Annotated in this window: 16 protein-coding genes; 7 read left to right on the top strand and 9 right to left on the bottom strand. The window is 49.8% G+C overall.

From position 1 onward, the window contains the following. Positions 1-137: 137 nt before the first annotated feature. The 6 genes from folK to thpR form a co-directional block, all read right to left on the bottom strand. Positions 138-617, bottom strand: a complete 480-nt coding sequence (gene folK, locus HMPREF3091_RS02510; protein ID WP_070713989.1) for a 2-amino-4-hydroxy-6-hydroxymethyldihydropteridine diphosphokinase — start codon at positions 615-617, stop codon at positions 138-140. Next, positions 614-2,008: a polynucleotide adenylyltransferase PcnB gene (pcnB, locus tag HMPREF3091_RS02505; RefSeq protein WP_210403537.1), complete on the bottom strand. Its 1,395-nt coding sequence runs from the start codon at positions 2,006-2,008 to the stop codon at positions 614-616. The genes folK and pcnB overlap by 4 nt, the downstream gene beginning before the upstream one ends. A 151-nt stretch (positions 2,009-2,159) precedes the next feature. Further along, positions 2,160-3,035 carry a tRNA glutamyl-Q(34) synthetase GluQRS gene (gene gluQRS, locus HMPREF3091_RS02500; RefSeq protein WP_070713983.1) on the bottom strand — a complete coding sequence of 292 codons (876 nt, stop codon included), beginning with the start codon at positions 3,033-3,035 and terminating at the stop codon, positions 2,160-2,162. A 147-nt stretch (positions 3,036-3,182) separates the two neighbouring features. Continuing rightward, entirely contained in the window at positions 3,183-3,638 is a 456-nt protein-coding gene (dksA, locus tag HMPREF3091_RS02495; protein ID WP_004094427.1) for an RNA polymerase-binding protein DksA, read from the bottom strand. Between the two features lie 192 nt (positions 3,639-3,830). After that, positions 3,831-4,538 carry a DNA/RNA nuclease SfsA gene (gene sfsA / locus HMPREF3091_RS02490; protein WP_070713979.1) on the bottom strand — a complete coding sequence of 236 codons (708 nt, stop codon included), beginning with the start codon at positions 4,536-4,538 and terminating at the stop codon, positions 3,831-3,833. Between the two features lie 37 nt (positions 4,539-4,575). Further along, positions 4,576-5,136 (bottom strand): RNA 2',3'-cyclic phosphodiesterase, encoded by a 561-nt coding sequence (gene thpR, locus HMPREF3091_RS02485; RefSeq protein ID WP_070713975.1) that lies wholly within the window; start codon positions 5,134-5,136, stop codon positions 4,576-4,578. 89 nt (positions 5,137-5,225) lie between these two features. Between thpR and hrpB the strand changes: the two genes are divergently transcribed. Together hrpB and mrcB are read left to right on the top strand one after the other, a co-directional pair. Further along, positions 5,226-7,664: an ATP-dependent helicase HrpB gene (gene hrpB, locus HMPREF3091_RS02480; RefSeq protein ID WP_070714103.1), complete on the top strand. Its 2,439-nt coding sequence runs from the start codon at positions 5,226-5,228 to the stop codon at positions 7,662-7,664. 106 nt (positions 7,665-7,770) lie between these two features. Next, entirely contained in the window at positions 7,771-10,350 is a 2,580-nt protein-coding gene (gene mrcB / locus HMPREF3091_RS02475; protein ID WP_070713973.1) for a bifunctional glycosyl transferase/transpeptidase, read from the top strand. Positions 10,351-10,723: 373 nt separating this feature from the next. Here mrcB and ompC read toward each other — a convergent pair whose 3' ends face one another. After that, positions 10,724-11,863 (bottom strand): porin OmpC, encoded by a 1,140-nt coding sequence (gene ompC, locus HMPREF3091_RS02470; protein WP_035503714.1) that lies wholly within the window; start codon positions 11,861-11,863, stop codon positions 10,724-10,726. A 698-nt stretch (positions 11,864-12,561) separates the two neighbouring features. Between ompC and fhuA the strand changes: the two genes are divergently transcribed. From fhuA to fhuB, 4 genes are all read left to right on the top strand, one after another. Beyond that, complete coding sequence (gene fhuA, locus HMPREF3091_RS02465; RefSeq protein WP_070713968.1) at positions 12,562-14,793, top strand: ferrichrome porin FhuA; 2,232 nt, start codon at positions 12,562-12,564, stop codon at positions 14,791-14,793. 77 nt (positions 14,794-14,870) lie between these two features. Continuing rightward, positions 14,871-15,668, top strand: coding sequence for a Fe3+-hydroxamate ABC transporter ATP-binding protein FhuC (gene fhuC / locus HMPREF3091_RS02460; protein WP_035503713.1), 798 nt, complete (start codon positions 14,871-14,873; stop codon positions 15,666-15,668). 26 nt (positions 15,669-15,694) lie between these two features. Next, positions 15,695-16,609, top strand: a complete 915-nt coding sequence (gene fhuD, locus HMPREF3091_RS02455) for a Fe(3+)-hydroxamate ABC transporter substrate-binding protein FhuD (protein ID WP_070713965.1) — start codon at positions 15,695-15,697, stop codon at positions 16,607-16,609. Next, complete coding sequence (fhuB, locus tag HMPREF3091_RS02450) at positions 16,609-18,627, top strand: Fe(3+)-hydroxamate ABC transporter permease FhuB (protein ID WP_070713963.1); 2,019 nt, start codon at positions 16,609-16,611, stop codon at positions 18,625-18,627. The genes fhuD and fhuB overlap by 1 nt, the downstream gene beginning before the upstream one ends. A gap of 67 nt (positions 18,628-18,694) precedes the next feature. Here the strand turns inward: fhuB and HMPREF3091_RS02445 are convergent, their stop codons facing one another. Together HMPREF3091_RS02445 and HMPREF3091_RS02440 are read right to left on the bottom strand one after the other, a co-directional pair. Beyond that, positions 18,695-19,468, bottom strand: coding sequence for a DUF2076 domain-containing protein (locus tag HMPREF3091_RS02445; RefSeq protein ID WP_070713960.1), 774 nt, complete (start codon positions 19,466-19,468; stop codon positions 18,695-18,697). Positions 19,469-19,733: 265 nt separating this feature from the next. Continuing rightward, positions 19,734-20,774, bottom strand: a complete 1,041-nt coding sequence (locus tag HMPREF3091_RS02440) for an aminopeptidase (RefSeq protein ID WP_004094415.1) — start codon at positions 20,772-20,774, stop codon at positions 19,734-19,736. Positions 20,775-21,186: 412 nt separating this feature from the next. Between HMPREF3091_RS02440 and cysD the strand changes: the two genes are divergently transcribed. After that, positions 21,187-22,095: a sulfate adenylyltransferase subunit CysD gene (gene cysD, locus HMPREF3091_RS02435; RefSeq protein WP_070713957.1), complete on the top strand. Its 909-nt coding sequence runs from the start codon at positions 21,187-21,189 to the stop codon at positions 22,093-22,095. Positions 22,096-22,124: the final 29 nt, after the last annotated feature.

Below are 22,124 nucleotides of genomic sequence, written 5' to 3'. Positions count from 1 at the left end.
CCGTCGCTTTGGAAAGGTATTATCGCAGGCTTAACACTAACTATTAGAAAACAAAGAGGAAAACGCTAGTGGGAACGGGAATGGATATATACAGAGGAATAATTATTTTTAGTTATTTCATGGATATAACTATTAAATTACCAGCGATGGAGTGGCGCTGCGCCAAGTTTTTTGAGGGCGTGGCACAGGCTTTCTCCGTCAGGAAAATGGAGATCAGGCGCAATTTCAGCCAGAGGATAGAGCATGAATGAACGATTTTTCATGTCGTAATGCGGCACGGTTAATCGCTCGGTGTTAATGACGTCATTGCCAAAAAGCAAAATATCAAGATCCAGCGTCCGTGGCCCCCAACGCTCATCTTTGCGCACACGACCGTGTTCTAGCTCGATTTTTTGCGTGTGATCCAACAGGCGTTCTGCGGGCAAATCGGTGTCCAATTCCACCACCGCATTCAGGTAATCCGGTTGATCCTGAGGCCCGAGCGGCGGTGTACGATACAGCGATGAGGTTGCAATGAGCTGAGTCTGTGGCAGTTCAGCCAGCGCGTTGAGCGCTGACTGAACCTGATGCAAAGGGTCAGCAAGGTTGCTGCCCAAGGCAATATAGACGCGTGTCATTCGCTATTGCCTTCACGACGCGGTGCGCGGCGGCGAGGACGACGTGGGCGACGGCGAGCACCATCATCACCAAGTTCGTTGGCCATCGTTTTCTGACGCGTCAGCGGAGCTTTCTGGAATTCATCCCACCACTGAGTCAAACGCTGTAGCTCATTGCTGTTCTCAGCCTGAGCACGCAGCGCCAGCAGATCAAAAGCGGCACGGAACTTAGGTTGTTCCATTAGCTTATGTGCACGTTTCCCTTGGCGGCGAGACAGACGCAGTTGCAGAGACCAGATATCACGAACTAATGCGGTGATACGCTTTGGAATCGCGAGAGTGCGGCATTGCTCGTCCAAAACATCATTCATCGCCAGAGCGAAAGCGTCGTAGTAAGTCAATCCACTTTCATCATTAATTTTTTGTGCCAGCTCAATCAGCGGATACCACAGCATTGCAGCGAACAGAAATGCAGGATTCACTCGCATGCTGTTTTGCAAACGATGATCGGTGTTTTTCAGCACCTGATTGATGATTCGTTCCAGCGGGCTATCGCCATTAGGTGTGAAGTGGCGAGAGATGACGGGGAACAACGGCTGGAATAGCTGGTATTCGCACAGCAATTTATAAGTGGCAAAACCATAGCCAGACTGTAGTAGTTTCAGTGACTCTTCAAACAGACGAGCTGATGGGATCTCATGCAACAGTGCCGCTAAACGTGGAATAGGCTCCGCCGTTTGCGGGCAGATAGTCATATCCAGCTTGGCTGCAAAGCGTACCGCACGCAGCATTCGTACCGGATCTTCACGGTAGCGCGTTTCAGGATCGCCTATCAGGCGAATTCGACCTTCCTGCAAATCACGCAGGCCGCCGGTGTAATCACGAACCGTAAAATCTGAAATGCTGTAATAAAGACTATTGATGGTGAAATCGCGACGCTGGGCATCTTCTTCGATATTGCCGTAAACGTTGTCGCGCAGCAGCATGCCGTTTTGCGCTTGCTGAGAGATATTTTTGCCATCACCAGCATGTTCATGGTGACCACGGAAAGTGGCAACTTCGATAATTTCTGGGCCAAACATCACGTGGGCCAAACGGAAACGGCGGCCAACTAAGCGACAGTTGCGGAACAATTTACGTACTTGCTCCGGCGTTGCGCTCGTGGTGATGTCAAAATCTTTAGGCTGTTTACCGAGCAGCAGATCGCGCACGCCACCACCAACCAGATACGCTTCGTATCCTGATTTGTTCAGGCGATAGAGAACCTTGAGGGCGTTCTCACTGATTTGTTGGCGCGAAATGTTATGTTGATCGCGCGGGATCACCGTCATTGAACGTGACTCCTCCGCTTGTGCGCTCTCCGCCTCTCGGCTTAAAACCTTACGGCAAAAGTTGGCGACTCGGGTAAAAATGGTGCACCTCGATAGTGTCTTGTTAGTCGTATGCTCTGAATCATTCAAGCCGCGTTTAGCGCCCGCAACTTGATACATGACGAGTATATGCAGAAAAAATAGCGGGTCATCATAGCGTAAGCGGGCCATTTTGAGAATGGCGCTGATAAATTCACGCCATTAATCGCGAGTTTTTTGGTATTTGCTGCATATCCCAATGGCTCACTGCATATTCTAGCAGCGCTTCGGTTGTTAAATCAGCCCATTCTTCCGGCACTGACTGCCCCAAAAACCGAAGGGCCGCAGCCAGAACGGGGCGCGGATCGCTCATCGGAATGGGTTCAGCGTGATTCTGCTTAGATAGTTTGTTTCCGTCGGGATTTAACGCCAGTGGCAAATGCAGGTAGCGCGGCGTTTGCCAGTTAAACTGGTGATACAGCGCCATCTGTCGGACGGTTGGCTCAATTAAATCAGCGCCGCGTACGATTTCAGTAATACCCTGAAAATGATCGTCAACCACCACCGCCAAATTATAGGCAAACAATCCGTCTCGGCGGTGAATAATAAAGTCTTCCTCCGCCATAGCGCGATCGGCGGCCAGCCATCCGTGTAGCTCATCATCAAACCCATACACCGGATGCGTTTGTTCCAGACGTAGCGCCGCATGAGCAGAGCCAAGACCTAACGTTCGGCAATGACCGTCGTAAAACCCGCCTAACGAATGGATACGGCTGCGGGTACAGGTGCAAAAATAGGCTTTGTGTTCATGCCGCAAAAAATCCAGCGCGGCGCGATAGGCATCGTGGCGGTGTGATTGATACAGCACGCTGCCATCCCAATGAAGTTTATAGTGCTCGAGCGTACGCAGAATGCGATCGGCTGCACCGGGAACTTCACGTGGAGGATCAATATCTTCGATGCGAACTAGCCAACGACCCTGTTGCGATCGAGATTGCAAATAACTACCGAGGGCGGCAATAAGCGAACCAAAGTGCAAATCGCCAGATGGGGATGGGGCAAAGCGGCCAATATAGTGATGTGATGGCATTTGGTTTGTGGATTTCGTTACGTTGGCGTCATGCCTCTGTACGGGAAGAATTCACCACGGTGTTGGCTTCCTGCATTAACGCCGTGGTGAGGCTGGGCTAAAACTATCAACGCCCTAATGGGCGTTGAAGGTTCTTGGTATCCCAGATTAACCGGCCATCTGCTTTTCGCGGATTTCGGCCAGAGTTTTACAGTCGATGCAAAGATCGGCTGTTGGGCGCGCTTCTAAGCGACGAATACCGATCTCAACACCGCAAGACTCACAGAAGCCGAAATCGTCGTCTTCGACTTTCTTCAGAGTTTTTTCGATCTTTTTGATCAGCTTGCGCTCACGATCGCGGTTGCGCAGTTCTAAGCTGAATTCTTCTTCCTGTGCCGCACGGTCAACCGGATCCGGGAAGTTTGACGCCTCGTCCTGCATATGGGACACAGTGCGGTCAACTTCGTCACGGAGCTGGTTACGCCACGCTTCAAGAATCAGTTTGAAATGAGCCAGCTGGGCTGCATTCATGTACTCTTCGCCTGGCTTCTCTTGGTACGGCTCCACCCCAGCGATGGCGAGAATGCTTAAGGACGACGGTTTACGGTTTTGCCCTTCTTGCATGTTGCTTCTCCTACATAACACGCATTAGCGATCCCCAAACGGGGGAAAAATCAGGCCGCTATAAATAGCAGATGCAGTTCAGGTTGGCAATTATTCCTGCATAATGCTTGACAATGGTGTGAAGGACGGCGTATTTGGCGAGCGGCTCTGCGTTTTTTGTTGTTTTTTTCAACAGAAGACGAAATAGCTGACTCAAGACAGCCCGAACGGTAGCGGGTTGTTTAGCTCAATTCCTTCCGCGTTTATCTGTGCTCCATAGCATATGACTTCTACGCCTAGCGCACAGGCTTGTGCCAGTAATTCCGCGTATTGCGGGTCAATATGTTGTGCTGGCGCAACTTTCTCAATACCGGTATGCAGCACGGCGAAAAACAGCACTGCGCGTTGTCCGTTTTGAACCTGTTGTGCAAGCTCCCTAAGGTGCTTTTGCCCGCGCAACGTTACAGCATCAGGGAAGTATCCACAGTCCTGTTGCAGTAGGGTGACAGACTTCACCTCAATATAGCAGTCAGGTCTATTTTCTGCCTGTAATAACAAGTCGATACGGCTATTTTCTTCACCGTAGCGCACCTCGGTACGCACTTTTGTGTAACCAGATAATTCTTTTATCCGTCCTGCCGCGATGGCTTCCTGCACTAACGTATTGGCTCGCATAGTATTTACGCAAATCCAATGCCCTTGCTGAGTTTGGGTTAGCTCCCAAGAATGGGCATACTTTCGTTTGAGATTATCCGACGTGGAATACCACACGGTATCGCCAGGCGTTGCACATCCCGTCATGGCGCCGGTATTCGCACAGTGCATTGTCATTTCGCTACCGTCAGTCAGCTGAACGTCAGCGAGAAAACGTTTATAGCGTTGAATGAGGCGGGCTGATTGAAGTGGAGGAGCAAAAAGCATGGGTTATCTCTGTTTCTTTCTATTATATAGATCAAGATTATTCTGAAAGTTCAGAACCGCGTTTTGTTTGCGTGATTAATGGCCAACATGCGATCTGATCATACCGAGTGCGTCCGCGCCGAAATTCAGAAGAGTAGAGCGCAAAGTGTTCAAATGCCACGGGCCAATGAAAACCTGATGGCGGTATTGCCACCGTTTTTGTCGCGCCACGTAGCAGCGTAACATGAGGGTGAAAGGGTAAAGGGCTTTGATAGCACCCACTACGAGCGGCCTGTGAGCGCAAAAGTTCAGCTAATTGCAGTAGCCCGCGTGGTGCTCGGCGTGAGCCAAGCCATACAACCCCTGCGCCGGGCCAGTGACCCGCATCGTCCAAATCAAGGCTAAACGCAGGCTGTTTGATACGAGAAGCCATATTTTGTAATGCCAGCGATTTTTGTTCGCTCACGTCGCCGAGAAAAGCCAGTGTGATATGCAGATTGGCCGCAGCAATCGGTCGCCCAGCTTCTGGTGGAAACTGCTCTGCACGCCATTTCACCAGCGCTCGCTGGGTTTTGGGCGGTAATGGCAGAGCAAAAAATAGGCGGCGGGTATCAGACATGCGTTCTCATTTCTCTTAGTTTCACCGCTGAATGCTACAATGCAGCCCAGCTGATGTTAAAGCATTATACCTCTTATTTTGGAGTCTTCGTGTCCTTACTTCCCGTTGCCGCCGTGCTTGAGCCATTACTGGCCGCCTTACAATCATCTGCTCGGGTGTTACTCAATGCGCCAACAGGTGCGGGTAAATCTACGTGGTTGCCGCTGCAGTTACTGAAAGCCGACTGGCTGGATGGCAAGATTATTATGCTGGAACCGCGTCGTTTGGCTGCGCGTAGCGTGGCGAATCGCCTTGCTCAGCAGTTAGGTGAAAACGTTGGGCAGACAGTGGGCTACCGTATGCGAGCCGACACAAAGGTGAGTATGCAAACGCGGCTGGAAGTCGTCACCGAAGGTATTTTGACCCGAATGTTACAGCAAGATCCGGAGCTGTCCGGCGTTTCTTTGGTGATTCTGGATGAGTTTCATGAGCGTAGCCTACAGGCCGATTTAGCTCTGGCGTTGCTGCTGGATGTACAGCAAGGACTTCGTGACGATTTACGTCTGCTGATTATGTCTGCGACGCTGGACGACATTCGCTTAACTAAATTGTTACCGGATGCCCCCGTGATCCGTTCAGAAGGGCGAAGTTTCCCTGTAGTTCGTCGTTATATGCCCGTTTCTGCGCATGAGCGGTTGGAGCAATCTGCCTGTAATGCGGTGCTGAATTTGTTACGACAAGAATCTGGCTCTTTATTGCTGTTTTTGCCTGGGGTGGGGGAAATTCGACGCACCGCTGAATTGCTGCAGAGCTGTGTTGATGACGATACGGATCTTTGCCCGTTATACGGTGCTTTGCCTTTGTCTGAACAGCAGAAGGCTATCGATCCGTCACCGGCAGGTCGTCGAAAGGTGGTGCTGGCCACTAACATTGCGGAAACCAGTCTGACGATTGACGGTATTCGCTTAGTTATCGATAGCACATTGGAGCGCGCGAGCCAGTTTGATATCCGCAGTGGGCTGACTAAGCTTGTGACACAAAGAGCCAGCCAAGCCTCAATGACACAGCGTGCGGGGCGCGCAGGGCGTCTCGAACCCGGTATTTGCTGGCATTTGATGGCTGCAGAGCAGGCAGAACGTACCGCTGAATACAGTGAGCCAGAGATCTTACACAGTGACTTGAGCAGCCTGTGGTTGAATCTGTTGCAATGGGGATGCACCGACGTCGCTCAGCTTCAATGGCTGGATAGGCCTCCGCAGGCCGCGATCTCGGTGGCACAGCGGCTGCTATTTCAATTGGGAGCCGTCAATGAGCAAGGTGTTTTAACGGCGGCAGGCCGTGTCATGAGCGATGCGGGCAGCGATCCGCGATTATCAGCCATGTTGTGCACAGCGCAGCAGGCTGGAGAAAATGCGCTGGCGACGGCGGCTTTGCTGGCGGCAATTATCGAAGAGCCCCCGCGTGGCGGTAATGTCGATCTGCGTAATGCGCTTTATCATCCGCAAAACCATTGGCAGCGGCGTGCGGATCAGCTTTGTCGGCGTTTAGGAAAAGGCCGTGGGAATGTTGAGCCTGAGGAGGCGGCATTTTGGCTTGCGCATGCATATCCCGATCGTATCGCCAATTTACGCGGACAAGATGGACGATATCTGCTGGCTAACGGGTTAGGGGCTGCGATGGAACCGGACGATGCGTTGGCGCGTACACCGTGGATCATCGTGGCGAATCTATTGCAGGGCGTAAATAACAGTGAAGCAAGAATTTTGCTGGCGTTACCCTGCGATATTGAGCGTCTGGCGCCACGCTTGCCGCATCTCATCAGCGAGCAAACCAGCGTAGAGTGGGATGAGTCCAAGGGCACTCTGCGGGCATGGAAACGCCAGCAGTTAGGGCGCTTGGTGCTGAAAGCTCAGCCATTGGCAAAACCTTCCGCAGACGAGCTTTCTCAGGCGTTACTCAATTGGGTTCGCCACCAAGGAATTAGCGCCTTAAACTGGAGTGACTCTGCGCAACAGCTGCGTTTACGGCTACAATGTGCGGCGCAGTGGCTGCCAGACGTTAACTGGCCAGCCGTTGATGATGATAGCCTGCTAGATTCGCTGGAAGATTGGTTGCTCCCGGCTCTGAATGGCGTGCGTGATTTGCGCGGTTTGCAGAATATTAATTTAACTGAGGCTCTGTTAAGTTTGATGGATTGGCCGACCCGCCAGCGTCTAGATAGTGCCTTGCCGACGCATTACACTGTGCCGACGGGATCGCATTTGCCCATCCAGTATTTTAGCGATAAATCTCCCGTGTTAGCTGTGCGTTTACAGGAAGTTTTCGGCGAGCAGCAAAGTCCTAAGATTGCTGAGGGGCGTGTGGCGCTGGTGTTAGAGCTATTATCTCCGGCTCGTAGGCCTCTACAAATTACTCGCGATCTCGCTGCGTTTTGGCAAGGTTCGTACCGCGAAGTGCAAAAAGAGATGAAAGGGCGTTATCCAAAGCACGCGTGGCCTGACGATCCGGGTAATGCGCTGCCGACGCGCCGCACCAAGCGTTTTCAGTAAATGATTTTCCAAGCTCAGTGGTCATTCTGGGTGAATTTCAGAGGTTTCCTCTTTCCCCAGTGGACCGTGAGGAACAGATTAGGCGCCAATGCTGGAGAACTGAATAATGTCTAGGGATGATGATCGCGAGCCGATCGGACGTAAAAGTAAAAAGGGGGGAAATCCACCTCCCCGTAAAACGGCTTCTAAGCGCCGCCGCCATTATGACGACGACGATGATGACTATCGCGATGATTTTCGTCGCAGCTCGGACTATCACGACGAAGACGAGTATGAAGAAGAAGATGATGATTATGAAGATGACGATGACAGAGAGGACGATGTGGCGCGTAAGAAGGTGAAAAAATCGCGTAAACGCAGACTGCTTGGATTACTGATCAAATTGGCGCTGATCGTCTTTGTACTATTGGCGATTTACGGATTTTATCTTGATCAGCAGATCCGCGCGCGCATCGACGGTAAAGTCTGGCAGTTGCCAGCCACCGTATATGGCCGCATGGTCGATCTAGAACCGGGTATGTCCTACAGCAAAAAAGAGATGGTGAATCTGCTGGAAGGAATGCAATACCGTCAGGTTAGCCGTATTACACGTCCGGGTGAATTCTCGGTGAACGGCGATAATATTGATTTGCTGCGTCGACCGTTTGATTTTCCTGATGGAAAAGAAGGGCAGATCCACGCTCGTCTGGTATTCAGCAACGATCGTTTGAGTCAGATCCAGAATATGGACAACCAGCGCCAGTTTGGTTTCTTCCGTTTGGATCCTCGTTTAATCACCATGCTGCAATCGCCGAACGGTGAGCAGCGTCTTTTTGTCCCGCGTAGCGGATTCCCTGATCTGCTGGTGGATACGCTGATCGCAACGGAAGACCGTCATTTCTATGAGCATGACGGGATTAGCTTCTACTCTATTGGACGTGCCGTGGTCGCCAACCTGACCGCTGGACGTGCGGTGCAGGGCGGGAGTACGTTGACTCAGCAGTTGGTGAAGAACCTGTTCTTGAGTAACGAACGTTCTCTGTGGCGTAAGATCAATGAAGCGTATATGGCGCTGATCGTCGATTATCGCTATAGCAAAGATCGGATCTTAGAGCTGTATCTGAACGAAGTTTATCTTGGGCAAAGTGGGAGCGATCAGATCCGTGGTTTCCCGCTGGCTAGCTTGTATTACTTCGGACGCCCGGTTGATGAACTGAGTCTCGATCAGCAAGCGTTGCTGGTGGGGATGGTGAAAGGTGCTTCGCTGTATAACCCGTGGCGCAATCCTACGTTAGCGCTGGAACGTCGTAACTTGGTTCTAAAACTGCTGGAAAACCAGCAGATTATTGACCAAGAGCTTTATGACATGCTGAGCGCTCGCCCTCTCGGTGTACAGCCTAAAGGTGGCGTGATTTCGCCACAGCCTGCATTTATGCAAATGGTTCGCCAAGAGCTGCAGCAGAAACTCGGCAATAAGATAAACGACCTGTCAGGGGTGAAAATCTTTACCACGCTAGACCCTGTGTCTCAGGACGCGGCAGAAAAAGCGGTAGAGGACGGTATTCCTGCCCTGAAAGCAGCGCGCCATGTGAACGACCTTGAAGCCGCAATGGTGATTGTTGACCGCTTCAGCGGTGAGGTTCGTGCGATGGTGGGGGGCGCTCAGCCTCAGTTTGCTGGTTTTAACCGTGCGATGGACGCCCGTCGTTCAGTCGGTTCACTGGCTAAGCCACCGACTTATCTGACGGCGTTGAGCGAGCCAGATAAATATCGTCTAAACACGTGGCTTGCGGATCAGCCGCTGTCATTGAAGCAGCCTAATGGCAGCATATGGCAGCCGAAAAACTACGATCGCCAGTATCGTGGTCAGGTGATGCTGGTGGATGCGTTAGCAAACTCGCTTAACGTACCAACGGTGAACTTGGGCATGTCTGTGGGATTAGATCAAATCAGCGCGACTTTGCAGCGTTTGGGCATTCCTAAAGATGTGATTAATCCGGTTCCATCGATGTTATTGGGGGCTATTAGTCTTACTCCGATGGAAGTGGCGCAGGAGTATCAAACGATTGCAGGTGGTGGTAATCGTGCACCGCTATCGGCCGTACGTTCGGTGATTGCCGAAGATGGCACCGTGCTGTATCAAAGTTTGCCACAGGCGCAAAGTGTCGTTCCTCCTCAGGCGGCTTATCTGACACTGTATGGAATGCAGCAGGTTGTGGCTCGCGGGACGTCACGTTCTCTTACTGCGAAGTTTGGTAACTATCACTTAGCGGCGAAAACAGGGACCACGAACGATCTGCGCGACAGTTGGTTTGCAGGCGTAGATGGTAAGGAAGTCACTATTGCTTGGGTGGGACGTGATAACAATGGTCCAGCCAAGCTCACTGGGGCGAACGGTGCTCTGACCTTATATCGCCGCTATCTGGAAAACCAAACGCCTCTGCCGTTGAATTTGGTACCGCCAGAGGGCATTACCACGATGAGTATTGATGGCTCAGGTAACTTTGTGTGTAACGGCAGTGGTTCGCGGACTCTTCCGGTTTGGACAGAGAATCCAGAGGGATTATGTGCCGCGTCAGCGGCCCAGCAAATGGCGACTCAGTCACAGCAACCTCAGACTGAAGGCCAGCCGCCTCAGCAGCCACAGGAACAAAAAAGTAGTGATGGTGTTGCGGGTTGGATAAAGGATATGTTTGGTAGCAACTAGCGACTAATTGCTGAAAAACATAAAAAGCCTTACTCGTAGTGGAACACATGGATGTGTTCCATAATCGTCCTGCGGTGCTAAACCCCATGTAACTCAATCTCTTAAACGAATAGCATCCGCCGCTAAAGCGTTGTTCAGCTTTGCCCATAGCAAAGTTGTCGGCGGTTTCGCAGCTACGCCTTATCGGTGTCCCTCCTCTAAATCAGGCTTAAACGAACGATGTTAACTCGTAGGGGCTTTTTTATTAGATAAGTTATGAATAATGATCTCGGTATTAAATGAATTCTCAATGAAATTCGGTGATCATTAAATAAACAAAAAACGGGCAGCTTGCGCTACCCGTTGCATTCAATAAGATAAAAATCAGACTAGATTAGAACTGGTAAACCAAGCCAACACCAACAACGTCGTCTGTTGAAATACCAGCCGCGCGAGTGAAGTCATTATCGTTCATTAAGTTGATTTTATAATCAATATAGGTCGACATGTTTTTATTGAAGTAGTAGTAAGTACCGATGTCAATGTAATTCACTAAATCTTCATTGTCATGACGGCCATCGCCAGCGATGCTGCCGAGGTCTTTACCTTTGGAGTAAACATACGCTAATGATGGACGCAGGCCGAAATCAAACTGGTATTGAGCCGTGACTTCAACGTTCTGTGTTTTGTTGGCAATAAACCCGTCGGTATCACCGAATGCGGTCATATTCTGGGTTTGAGCATACATTGCCGCTAAATAAACGTTGTTAGCATCATATTTAGCACCTAAGGTCCAAACGTCAGCCGTGTTACCACCCGCAGTAGAGTGGAATTCTTGATCATGGGTACGGTTCGACGTTGCAAAAGATGCACCGAAGTTCAGGCCCATTCCAGTATCATAAGTGGTTGAAATACCAAAACCGTCACCGTTCTGGGTGGATATTTTGCGCTCACCATTATTCGTACCGTTGTTGCCTTCAGCGCCGCCATTGTCGTTCGCGCCTTGGTATTGCAGAGCAAAGTTCCAACCATCAACCAAACCGAAGAAATCGTTGTTGCGGTAGGTCGCCATGCCATTACCACGGGTAGTCATGAAGGTATCAGTTTGCGTGTAGCTATCGCCACCGAATACAGGCAGCATATCAGTCCACGCTTCAACATCGTACACGACGCCGTAGTTACGACCATAGTCAAATGAGCCGTAATCACCAAACTTCAGACCAGCAAAACCTAAACGAGTGGCGTTACCGTTGGTTCCGCCGCTAGAGCCATTTTCGGTGTGGTTTGCTTGAACGTTATATTCCCACTGGCCAAAGCCTGTGAGCTGATCGTTGATCTGAGTTTCGCCTCTGAAGCCTACACGCAGGTAAGTTTCATCACCATCATCACCTTTGTTTTCAGAAAACTGATGACGGGCATCGACTTTAGCTTCTAAATCTAACTTATTGCCATCTTTATTATAAATCTCGGTAGCATTTGCCATGCCTGCCAGTAATAAAGAAGGAATTACCACCGCTAGAATTTTACGCTTCATTATCATTTCCTTGAATTGACGCTTTTGTATTATTCTTATTCCTTATTATTTATAAGGATTCCTTTTAAGACATGAGCAGGATAAGTCTCTTGGTTATTAAATTACAATATGGTTCATAAAATAAATAATTAATTTTGTGACGGAGGCGGTAAATAATAACGATACCAATGTTATTTTATTATGATTTAATTTTAATAATGTTTCTGTGTTATGGTTTTTCTGTTTTTTACCAAATTTTATGAGCGATTTTATTTATTTAATCTGCGCTTAAATTTAAATGTCATTTAATTTAAATGATGTGGGTAGTCAAAGCATGCTCTGCATGGTGAGAGCGTGGTTCTCTATGCAAAAATAGACGCTCGATGGTGTGAAAAAAAGAGAAAAGTAAAAAATATACAGGGTGTTTTAATTTGTTATTTGTATGCATTTAATTAAATTATTTTGGCAAACCAAATATAACATTCACATAACGTCTAAGATCATGCTTTTAATATTCTCTCCCTTCAATGAATCCCCGTGTTTAGATAGTTCTTACCTATTGATTTATCCCATAACAAATTAAAGGTTATTTTTTGTGCCCTTGATTCTTATAAGGACGAAATTTGCTTGAACTTTACATTTGGTTACGCATAAAATGCGATCTTTATAATAATCATTCTCGTTTACTTTATTATTTGTCTTTCGCCAGAGAAACCAACATGACTTTACCATCGTTCAAATATTCCCGTACTAAGGTTGCAGTTTCTATTGCTGCCAGCTTAGGTATGTGGGCTACATTTGCCAATGCTGCTGATACAGCTGAAAAAAATCAGACAGATGACACTATGGTTGTGACTGCCGGCGGCGGTGTTGAGCAGGAAAGCGCATGGGGGCCATCTCCGACTATCGCGGCTAAACGTAGCGCTACGGCAACCAAAACTGATACGCCAATTGAGAAAACCCCACAGTCTGTATCGGTGGTGACCAATGAAGAGATGCAGATCCATCAACCGAAATCAGTTAAAGAAGCATTGGGCTATACACCGGGGGTAACGGTTAGCAGCCGTGGGGCATCCAGCACCTATGACTTTGCCATTATTCGTGGTTTTTCTTCCGTAGGCTTGAACCAGAATAACTATTTAGACGGTCTGAAATTACAGGGTGACTTCTATAACGACGCAGTCATCGATCCGTACATGCTTGAGCGCGTTGAACTCATGCGTGGACCAACGTCAGTTCTGTACGGAAAGAGCAATCCAGGCGGAATTATTTCGATGGTTAGCAAACGACCGACCACTGAACCACTGAAAGAAGTGCAGTTTAAGATGGGGACAGACAATCTGTTCCAGACCGGCTTTGATTTCAGTGATGCAGTGGATGATAACGGCGAGCTTTCTTATCGTTTAACAGGAGTTGCGCGTTCCAATAATGAACAGCAGGATGGTGCCAAGCAAAAACGCTACGCCATCGCGCCATCTTTTACTTGGCGTCCTAACGACCAGACTAACTTTACGTTCCTGTCTTATTTCCAGAATGAGCCAGAAACAGGTTATTACGGATGGTTGCCAAAAGAAGGAACGGTTGAACCGTTACCGAATGGCGGTCGCCTATCAACAAGCTTCAATGAAGGTGCGACCAATAATACCTATTCGCGTAACCAGAAAATGGTTGGTTATAGCTTTGATCACAGTTTCAACGACACTTTTACCGTACGGCAGAACCTACGTTTTTCAGAGATGAAAACGTCTCAAAAGAGTGCTTATGGTACTGGGCTGTGTAACAACAGCATGAATGGTTTTAATCCATATTGCCAGTCGCTGTCCGCTGCTGATAAAGCTCACTATCTGGGACGCGGTACAGTTGTTGATGAGGAACGCTTGCAGAACTTTAGCGTTGATACTCAATTGCAAAGCAAGTTTGCAACTGGCGATATTGATCATACCCTTTTAACTGGTGTTGACTATATGCGTATGCGTAATGACATCAGTGCACTGTTTGGAAATGCTCCATCGTTAGATCTCAACGATCTACCTGATAGAACAGACGTTGACTTTGGTAGTGCCGTTCCGTATCAGATGAATGAAAGCAAACAGACTGGCTTGTATGTTCAGGATCAGGCTGAATGGAATAAATGGGTTCTAACACTGGGGGGACGCTACGATTGGTCCACTCAAGCTACAACCGTGCGTAGCGATAATGGCTATATTGAGCGTAATGATCACCAATTTACTTGGCGTGGTGGTATTAACTACCTGTTTGACAATGGAATTTCACCGTATGTCAGCTATAGTCAATCTTTCGAACCGAACGCATTTAGCCTTTACAGCACACCGCGGGTTGCTTACGCACCTTCTAAAGGTGAGCAGTATGAAGCTGGTGTGAAATATGTTCCGAAAGATATGCCAATCGTGGTTACCGGTGCTGTTTACCAGCTGACGAAAAGCGATAACCTTATGGCTGATCCAACTAACGCGCTGAATCAGATCCCAGCTGGTGAAATTCGTTCACGAGGCGTGGAGTTTGAGGCTAAAGCTGCTGTTAATACAAATATTAATATGACGGCGTCTTACACTTACACCGATGCTGAATATACCAAAGATACAAATTTGAAAGGTAATAGCCCAGTTCAGGTACCTAAGCATATGGCATCCCTGTGGGGCGATTATACCTTCCATGAAGGCTCTCTGAGCGGTTTAACGCTGGGGACTGGCGGTCGCTTCATTGGTTCAAGCTATGGCGATCCGGCGAACACCTTTAAGGTAGGTAGTGCTGCGGTGATGGATGCAGTGATCAAATATGATCTTGCACGTTTCAATCTGCCGGGTTCTAGCGTGGCGGTTAACGTTAACAACCTGCTTGACCGTGAATATGTCGCCAGTTGCTTCGATACTTATGGCTGCTTCTGGGGCGCAGAGCGTCAGATTGTTGCTACAGCGACATTCCGTTTCTAAGATGTACTCTCAAGGGCGCGGGTTAACCGCGCCCGTTCTTTTATACAAAGAACATAAGACTAAAGGTCATACCGCAATTGAGTAAAACGGCGATTTCCACCCCATCTACCTTCGCTTTGCAACAGGTTAGCTTTACTGTCCCTGGGCGCACATTGCTGCAAAATGTCTCTCTTACTTTTCCTCAGGGGCAGGTTTGCGGCCTGATTGGTCATAATGGCTCGGGAAAATCTACGCTGTTAAAAATGCTTGGCCGTCATCAATCTCCTAGTGAGGGGCAGATCCTGTTAGGCAATAAGCCGCTCGCTGATTGGGACAGCAAGGCGTTTGCGCGTGAGGTTGCCTATTTGCCGCAGCAGCTTCCGGCCGCTGAAGGTATGACCGTGCGCGAATTAGTCGCTATTGGTCGCTATCCTTGGCACGGTGCTTTGGGGCGTTTTCGCAGTGAAGATCGTGAACGAGTGGAAGAGGCGATTGCGTTGGTCGATCTCAAGCCTCTGGCTGGACGCTTGGTTGATAGCTTATCCGGCGGTGAACGACAGAGGGCTTGGTTGGCAATGACCGTAGCGCAAAATAGCCGCTGCTTATTGCTTGATGAACCCACTTCCGCACTGGATATTGCGCATCAGGTTGAAGTGCTGGCGCTGATCCAACGCCTCAGTCGCGAACGCGGCTTAACCGTTATTGCGGTGTTACACGATATTAATATGGCTGCACGATACTGCGATTATCTCATGGCGCTGCGTTCTGGTGAGCTAATCGCTCAGGGTACACCGGACCAAATCATGCAAGGTGAGGTGTTAGAAAAAATCTACGGTATCCCTATGGGGACGCTGCCGCATCCAAGCGGTGGTGCTCCGGTGAGCTTTGTTTTTTGATGATCGTTTTCTGATGAGCATTACCCATGAGCCGTTTTAACTTTCCCGATCTAGGGCGTCGCCGTTTTGTGATGGCTCTGACTTTATCGCCGTTCCTGCTGCCTCTAGCCACGCATGCATCGCTAAATCCTAAAACAGAATTTCCCGATCTCAACCGGATCGTGGCGCTCGAGTGGTTACCGATTGAGTTACTGATGACGCTCGGCATCACACCTCTTGCCGTAGCGGAAATTGCCAATTACCGTTTGTGGGTACAAGAGCCTCAGTTAGCGCCTACGGTGCTCGATCTTGGTAATCGTACCGAACCCAATATGGAATTACTCCAGCAGATCGACCCCTCGTTGATTCTTTACTCTGAAGGCTTTGGCCCGTCGGTGCCAAAGATGCAAACTATCGCCCCAACGATGGGATTTTCCTTTAACGATGGTTCAGGCACACCGCTTAAGCTTGCTAAACAATCGCTGCAGAAGCTAGCGGCAAGGCTGGGCATTCCAGAGCGTGCCACCGAGCATTTAGCGCAGTTTCAGCAACGTTTGGCACAAAGTAAACAGCGTCTACGTCCTTGGGATAAAACCCCGCTGCTGCTGTTTACGTTGTTGGATGCTGACCATGCGTTAGTTTTTGGCAAAGGCAGTATGTTCCAAGAAGTGATGGATGAACTTGGTTTAAAAAATGCGTGGACGGGGGAAACGAACTTCTGGGGAAGCGCCATTGTCGGCATTGAGCAGTTGGCGACGGTATCACCACAGTCACAGGCCATTTTCTTTAGCCATGGTAATGACGCATTATTTGCTCAGGTACAGCAGACACCTTTGTGGCAGGCGTTGCCATGTGTTCGAGCCAGAAAAGTGATTAGCCAACCGGGCGTTTGGTTCTACGGGGCGACGCTTTCGGCTATGCGTTTTTGTGATTTGCTTGAATCGGCGCTAGGAGCAAAATGATGAACGCCAGAGTTAATCATCCTCAACGTAAAAACGCCCAACTCAAAATCTTGCTTTGGCTGATTCCGCTCTTACTGGCGCTGCCTGCGCTGGCTTTGACGCTGTTTAATCTCCATCACCAGCTACCGGTTAATCAATGGTGGCAGGCGATGACCGCGCCCGATATTCATAATATCCAACAGGTTGTGATGCATTACAGCATTTTGCCGCGCGGTGTGGTGTCTCTGCTGGTTGGTGCCGGTCTTGGCCTTGCGGGGCTGCTGTTCCAACAGGTGCTGAAAAACCCACTGGCTGAACCCGCAACGCTGGGGGTTTCTGCCGGTGCGCAGTTTGGCGTGACGGCTGCGATACTGCTGGCTGTAGCCCCCGGAAGTTGGATGATGCAAGTCGCCGCGTTGCTCGGTGCGGTGTTAGTGGCGCTTATCGTGTTTGGATTATCGTGGGGCAAGCGTATGTCCCCGGTGACGTTAATCCTTGCGGGCTTGGTCATGGGGCTGTACTGCGGTGCACTTAACTCCCTGATGGCACTGTTTAACTATGAGTCGCTACAGGGCATGTTTGTGTGGGCGAGTGGGGCGTTAAACCAGCACGATTGGCATAATGTTACCGATCTTGCGCCGCGCTTGTTGGTGGCATTCATTCTCTCTGCGCTGCTGATTCGCCCTTTGACGCTCCTCGGTTTAGACGACGGTGTTGCGAAAAATTTAGGTCTAGGTTTGAGCACTGCGCGTCTCGCGACCTTGGCGTTGGCAGTTTTAATCAGTGCCCAAATGGTGAATGCCGTTGGGGTTATTGGTTTTATCGGTTTGTTCTCCCCACTGCTAGCACGTATCTGCGGCGCTCGTCGTCTGTCTCAACGCCTAGTAATGGCTCCTCTGATCGGCGCTTTACTGCTCTGGTTGACCGATCAGGTTGTGCAATGGTTAGCGGTGGTTTGGCATGAAATTCCAACCGGCTCCGCGACCGCGTTGATTGGTGCGCCGGTATTGCTGTGGTTATTGCCTAAGCTGCGAACCAGCGGCAATGTGCCTGATATGAATCAGGGCGACCAAGTCGCGCCGGAGCGTCATCATCTTTGGCGCTGGATGATTGTAGGCATGGTTTTGCTTGCGCTTGCACTGCTCATTGCGCTGCTGTTTGGGCGTGGTAGCGAAGGCTGGTACTGGGCACAGGGCATACAGATTGAAGAGATGATGCCGTGGCGCTGGCCGCGTGTGGTTGCCGCGTTAGCGGCAGGCATGATGCTCGCCGTTGCGGGAACCATGATCCAAAAACTCACGGGAAACCCGATGGCGAGCCCTGAGGTTTTAGGTATCACTTCTGGTGCGGCACTCGGCGTATTAGTGCTGCTATTGCTGGTTCCGGGCAACGCGTTCGTTTGGCTACTCCCAGCAGGCAGTCTCGGTGCGGCGCTCACGCTACTGTTGGTGATGATTACGTCAAGTCGAAACGGTTTTTCTGCCCAGCGAATGCTGCTGGCGGGGATCGCCGTAAGCACGGTTTTCTCCACGCTCGTTGTCATGGTCTTGGCAAGCGGTGATCCGCGTACAGGGATGCTGCTGACGTGGCTGGCGGGGTCAACCTATGGTGTTGATGGCGCTCAGGCGTTACGTACCGCTGGGGTGGCTGCGGTATTGATTGCCGTGACGCCGCTATGCCGACGCTGGCTGATGCTGTTGCCGCTGGGGTCTGTCACCGCGAAAGCCGTTGGCGTGGCGCTAATGCCTTCTCGGATAACGATTTTACTGATTGCCTCTGCGCTCACGGCGGCGGCAACGCTGATGACGGGCCCGTTAAGCTTCGTGGGGCTGATGGCCCCCCACATGGCACGTATGTTAGGTTTCAAACGCGCCATGCCACAACTGATGATCGCAGCGCTTATCGGCGGTTTCCTGATGATGTTTGCGGATTGGTGTGGGCGAATGGTGATGTTCCCTTACCAAATTCCAGCCGGTTTACTCGCGACCTTCATTGGTGCGCCATACTTTATTTTCTTGCTACGCAAGCAGGCAAAATAGAACTCACTTCAAATCGATAAAAAACTAGCCGCATTGTGCGGCTAGTTTTGATGTTTATCTATGAGCGTTAGAAAAACGAATCATCGTCGTTGTTATTGTAACTGTCGTCGTCGCTACCAAAGCCTGAATCGAAGAACCCGCTGTCTTGTCCATTTTGATTAGACGTATCATCTTGCCAATCAGCATTCTGCAAGTCAGGTTGGGTGTTATCAGGTTGAGCATTATCCGCTTGAGTTATATCGGGCTGAGCTGAATCGGGTTGAACAATATTGTTGTCTTCAACCACGTTCACAATCTCTTCTGGCTGGCTGTTGCGGAACATACCTGTCAGCATATCGGCAATCACAACGCCCCCAGCGACACCCGCCGCAGTTTGTAACGCCCCGCTTAAGAAACTGCCGCTACGAGACGGCGCCGCAGCATAGCTATTATTGGCATAGCTATTATTGGCATAGCCGTTGTTAGCATAATTGCTGTTAGCGTAGTTTGCCGCACCAGGAATGGGTTGGCTTCCACTGTTTGAAGCCGATGTTGGTCGAGTTTCGCTGCCGCCGCCAAACAAACCTGCCAGAAAACCACCGCTGCTTTGACGCGGCTGACTTTGCAATTGAGTCACCTGCTGCTGTAACGCATTCACCTGATCGTTCAGGCGCTTAATCGCCGCTTCTTGTACCAGCATTGCCTGAGCCATGTAATAAGGCGCCGCAGGCTGTTTAGCGATACATTCCTGAATCAAACGTTCTGCCTCGGCATCCCGGGGCCCACTGCCTGCTTCCGCCTGCTGGATTCGGGAGAAAAGATCGGAAATAACGCGTTGCTCTACGGATTGTTGCTCTGACATAGGAACCTCAACAAATACTTTTGCCAAAAATGGCGATAAAACCCAATCATCTTGAGATTAATGTAATGGCGATCCATCAAAGATCAATATGAGTTAACGCTTTGTCACAAAGGCTGAGGTTTCTATACAGACAGCCCCACAAAGGGGAAATGCTGTTCACTTAAGAGATACGCGGGGGCGGTTACGGAACACATCCATGTGTTCCCCCTAAAATCAGACTCACGTGAATGGCATTACCATAAACAGGGGCTGATGGAGGGGCGCATTACTTGGCGATTTCTTGCACCAGCGGCAGTAAAATTTTCACGCTATCGCGGGTGCGAGCTTTGATTCGTCCCGGCAGATGTTTGTCCAAATACTGAAGGTTGTCATATTGCGGCTGATGCCAACTGGTTCCAGCAGGGAATTGAGTGGTTTTATTTGTTTGCTGATAACCATCTTTTTTGCCCAAAGACCAATTGCTGGCCTCAACGGCCAACACTGGAATTTTGGCGGCATCAAACGGCATTTGATCGGAGCAACAGCCGGTACCCTGCGGATAATGTTCGCTATGCCCATTGTTGATCGCGGCGTGAATACCGAAGCGTTTTGCCAGCTTAAGCGCACGATCGCGGGTTTTTTCGGCCACGGCTTTCGGCGTGTTGACGCCGCTGTGGAAATAGAGCTTATCCCCGGTAATTAACGAATCGAGGTTGATCACTAACAAAGTATTGGCTTTGTCGGCTTGGCTCATTCTGCTCAGATAGTTTTCTGCCCCTTTGTTACCCAATTCCTCTGCGCTGAGTGCGAGAAAGCGGACGGTAGCCTTGGTTTTTACATTGCGCAAACGCTCGGCAAGTTCCAGCATTACGCCAACTCCTGAGGCATTGTCATCCACACCCTGTAGCGTTAAACCGCCCAGATTATGGTTCACATCGTCATCGCTCAGCGGCGTGTAGGTATCCAAATGCGCCACGATTAAAACTTGTTTGTCTGTTGTCCCTGGTTTTACCGCAATGACAGAGGTGGCATTAACGTTATGCCAGTCTTTTTTGCCTTCGTTTGAGGTGTAAATGTATCGGGTTTTGAAATCTCTTAAATCACTTTGATAGCCCATCGTTTGGAAGCGCTGATTGACGTAATCGGCCATCATCAGCTCTGCTGGACTACCCGCCATACGGCCGGGAAAATAGGTGGCGATATGGCGTACTTCTTGTTCGGCAATTTTGCCAACGGGCTGATGAGTGACGCCTGCAGCTGAAACCGTAAAGCTACTGCTCAGGCATAAGGCGGCACACACCAGTTTAAGGGAACGGCAGGAGAACATGGGTAAAGCGTCCTTAGATCTGCTGAGAGCCTGTAAGGCGAGCAACAGAGTAATAATCAGGGTGATAAATCAGTGTAGGTAGTATGGAGTCTCTATTGTTATTAAACAATTTCTAGCGTTCTTAAAATTTAAGGAAATGTTTTATTGTTTAATCTTGCGCTATCTAGCCTGCCTGCATATTTCTTTCGGTTATTTCAAATACCTTTTCGTCATTTCATTTGCGTTAAGCTGACGTCTTATAGTGCCTCTATTCTTCGCCCTTGACGTTACAGCTGCGCTCACCCACCGCAATGACGGTCAGAGTCTTATGGCCGTTTTCGACAGGCTGCTTTGCCGTAACATCAATGGCTTGGGAAAAGAGTCCGAGGTGCCAGCGTGGCCTTCGGGAGAATTTCTGGCTTAAGGATCGTCCATGGATAACCAACGACTGACTCACTTACGGCAGCTCGAAGCGGAGAGTATTCATATTATTCGCGAAGTGGCTGCCGAGTTTTCCAACCCTGTCATGATGTACTCCATCGGCAAAGATTCTTCGGTGATGTTGCATTTGGCGCGTAAAGCATTTTATCCCGGCACGCTGCCGTTCCCTTTGTTGCATGTTGATACCGGCTGGAAATTCCGTGAAATGTACGAATTTCGTGACCGTACCGCAAAAGCCTATGGCTGCGAACTTCTGGTACACAAAAACCCCGAAGGGGTTGCCATGGGCATCAGCCCGTTCGTGCATGGCAGCGCTAAGCACACCGATATTATGAAAACCGAAGGGCTGAAGCAGGCGCTAAATAAATATGGTTTTGATGCCGCCTTTGGCGGTGCCCGTCGTGATGAAGAAAAATCTCGCGCCAAAGAGCGGATCTACTCATTCCGCGATCGCTTTCATCGCTGGGACCCGAAAAACCAACGTCCGGAGCTATGGCACAACTACAACGGACAGGTCAATAAAGGGGAAAGTATCCGCGTATTCCCGCTTTCCAACTGGACCGAACTCGATATCTGGCAATACATCTATTTAGAAAATATCGAGATTGTTCCGCTTTATCTGGCTAAGCCACGTCCCGTACTTGAGCGTGATGGCATGCTAATGATGGTGGATGACGATCGTATCGATCTCCAGCCGGGTGAAGTGATTAAACAGAGAATGGTGCGATTCAGAACGCTAGGCTGCTGGCCACTCACCGGAGCGGTAGAGTCTCAGGCACAAACGCTGCCGGAAATTATCGAAGAAATGCTGATCTCAACCACCAGTGAACGTCAGGGTAGGATGATCGACCGCGATCAGTCTGGGTCGATGGAGCTGAAAAAGCGCCAAGGTTATTTTTAAGGATTTGCTTGAAGAAATTAGCTGAGGAG

Source organism: Hafnia sp. HMSC23F03, assembly GCF_001816025.1.
Taxonomy (GTDB): domain Bacteria; phylum Pseudomonadota; class Gammaproteobacteria; order Enterobacterales; family Enterobacteriaceae; genus Hafnia; species Hafnia paralvei.
Note: the sequence above shows the minus strand (reverse complement) of the source record. Positions and strands in the feature narration are given on the sequence as shown.

Coding starts and splice junctions, on each gene's coding strand:
- HMPREF3091_RS02445 (WP_070713960.1), bottom strand. CDS start 19,468: ATGTCAGAGCAACAATCCGTAGAGCAACGCGTTATTTCCGATCTTTTC.
- mrcB (WP_070713973.1), top strand. CDS start 7,771: ATGTCTAGGGATGATGATCGCGAGCCGATCGGACGTAAAAGTAAAAAG.
- HMPREF3091_RS02440 (WP_004094415.1), bottom strand. CDS start 20,774: ATGTTCTCCTGCCGTTCCCTTAAACTGGTGTGTGCCGCCTTATGCCTG.
- fhuA (WP_070713968.1), top strand. CDS start 12,562: ATGACTTTACCATCGTTCAAATATTCCCGTACTAAGGTTGCAGTTTCT.
- folK (WP_070713989.1), bottom strand. CDS start 617: ATGACACGCGTCTATATTGCCTTGGGCAGCAACCTTGCTGACCCTTTG.
- dksA (WP_004094427.1), bottom strand. CDS start 3,638: ATGCAAGAAGGGCAAAACCGTAAACCGTCGTCCTTAAGCATTCTCGCC.
- thpR (WP_070713975.1), bottom strand. CDS start 5,136: ATGTCTGATACCCGCCGCCTATTTTTTGCTCTGCCATTACCGCCCAAA.
- sfsA (WP_070713979.1), bottom strand. CDS start 4,538: ATGCTTTTTGCTCCTCCACTTCAATCAGCCCGCCTCATTCAACGCTAT.
- gluQRS (WP_070713983.1), bottom strand. CDS start 3,035: ATGCCATCACATCACTATATTGGCCGCTTTGCCCCATCCCCATCTGGC.
- cysD (WP_070713957.1), top strand. CDS start 21,187: ATGGATAACCAACGACTGACTCACTTACGGCAGCTCGAAGCGGAGAGT.
- fhuB (WP_070713963.1), top strand. CDS start 16,609: ATGAACGCCAGAGTTAATCATCCTCAACGTAAAAACGCCCAACTCAAA.
- ompC (WP_035503714.1), bottom strand. CDS start 11,863: ATGAAGCGTAAAATTCTAGCGGTGGTAATTCCTTCTTTATTACTGGCA.
- fhuD (WP_070713965.1), top strand. CDS start 15,695: ATGAGCCGTTTTAACTTTCCCGATCTAGGGCGTCGCCGTTTTGTGATG.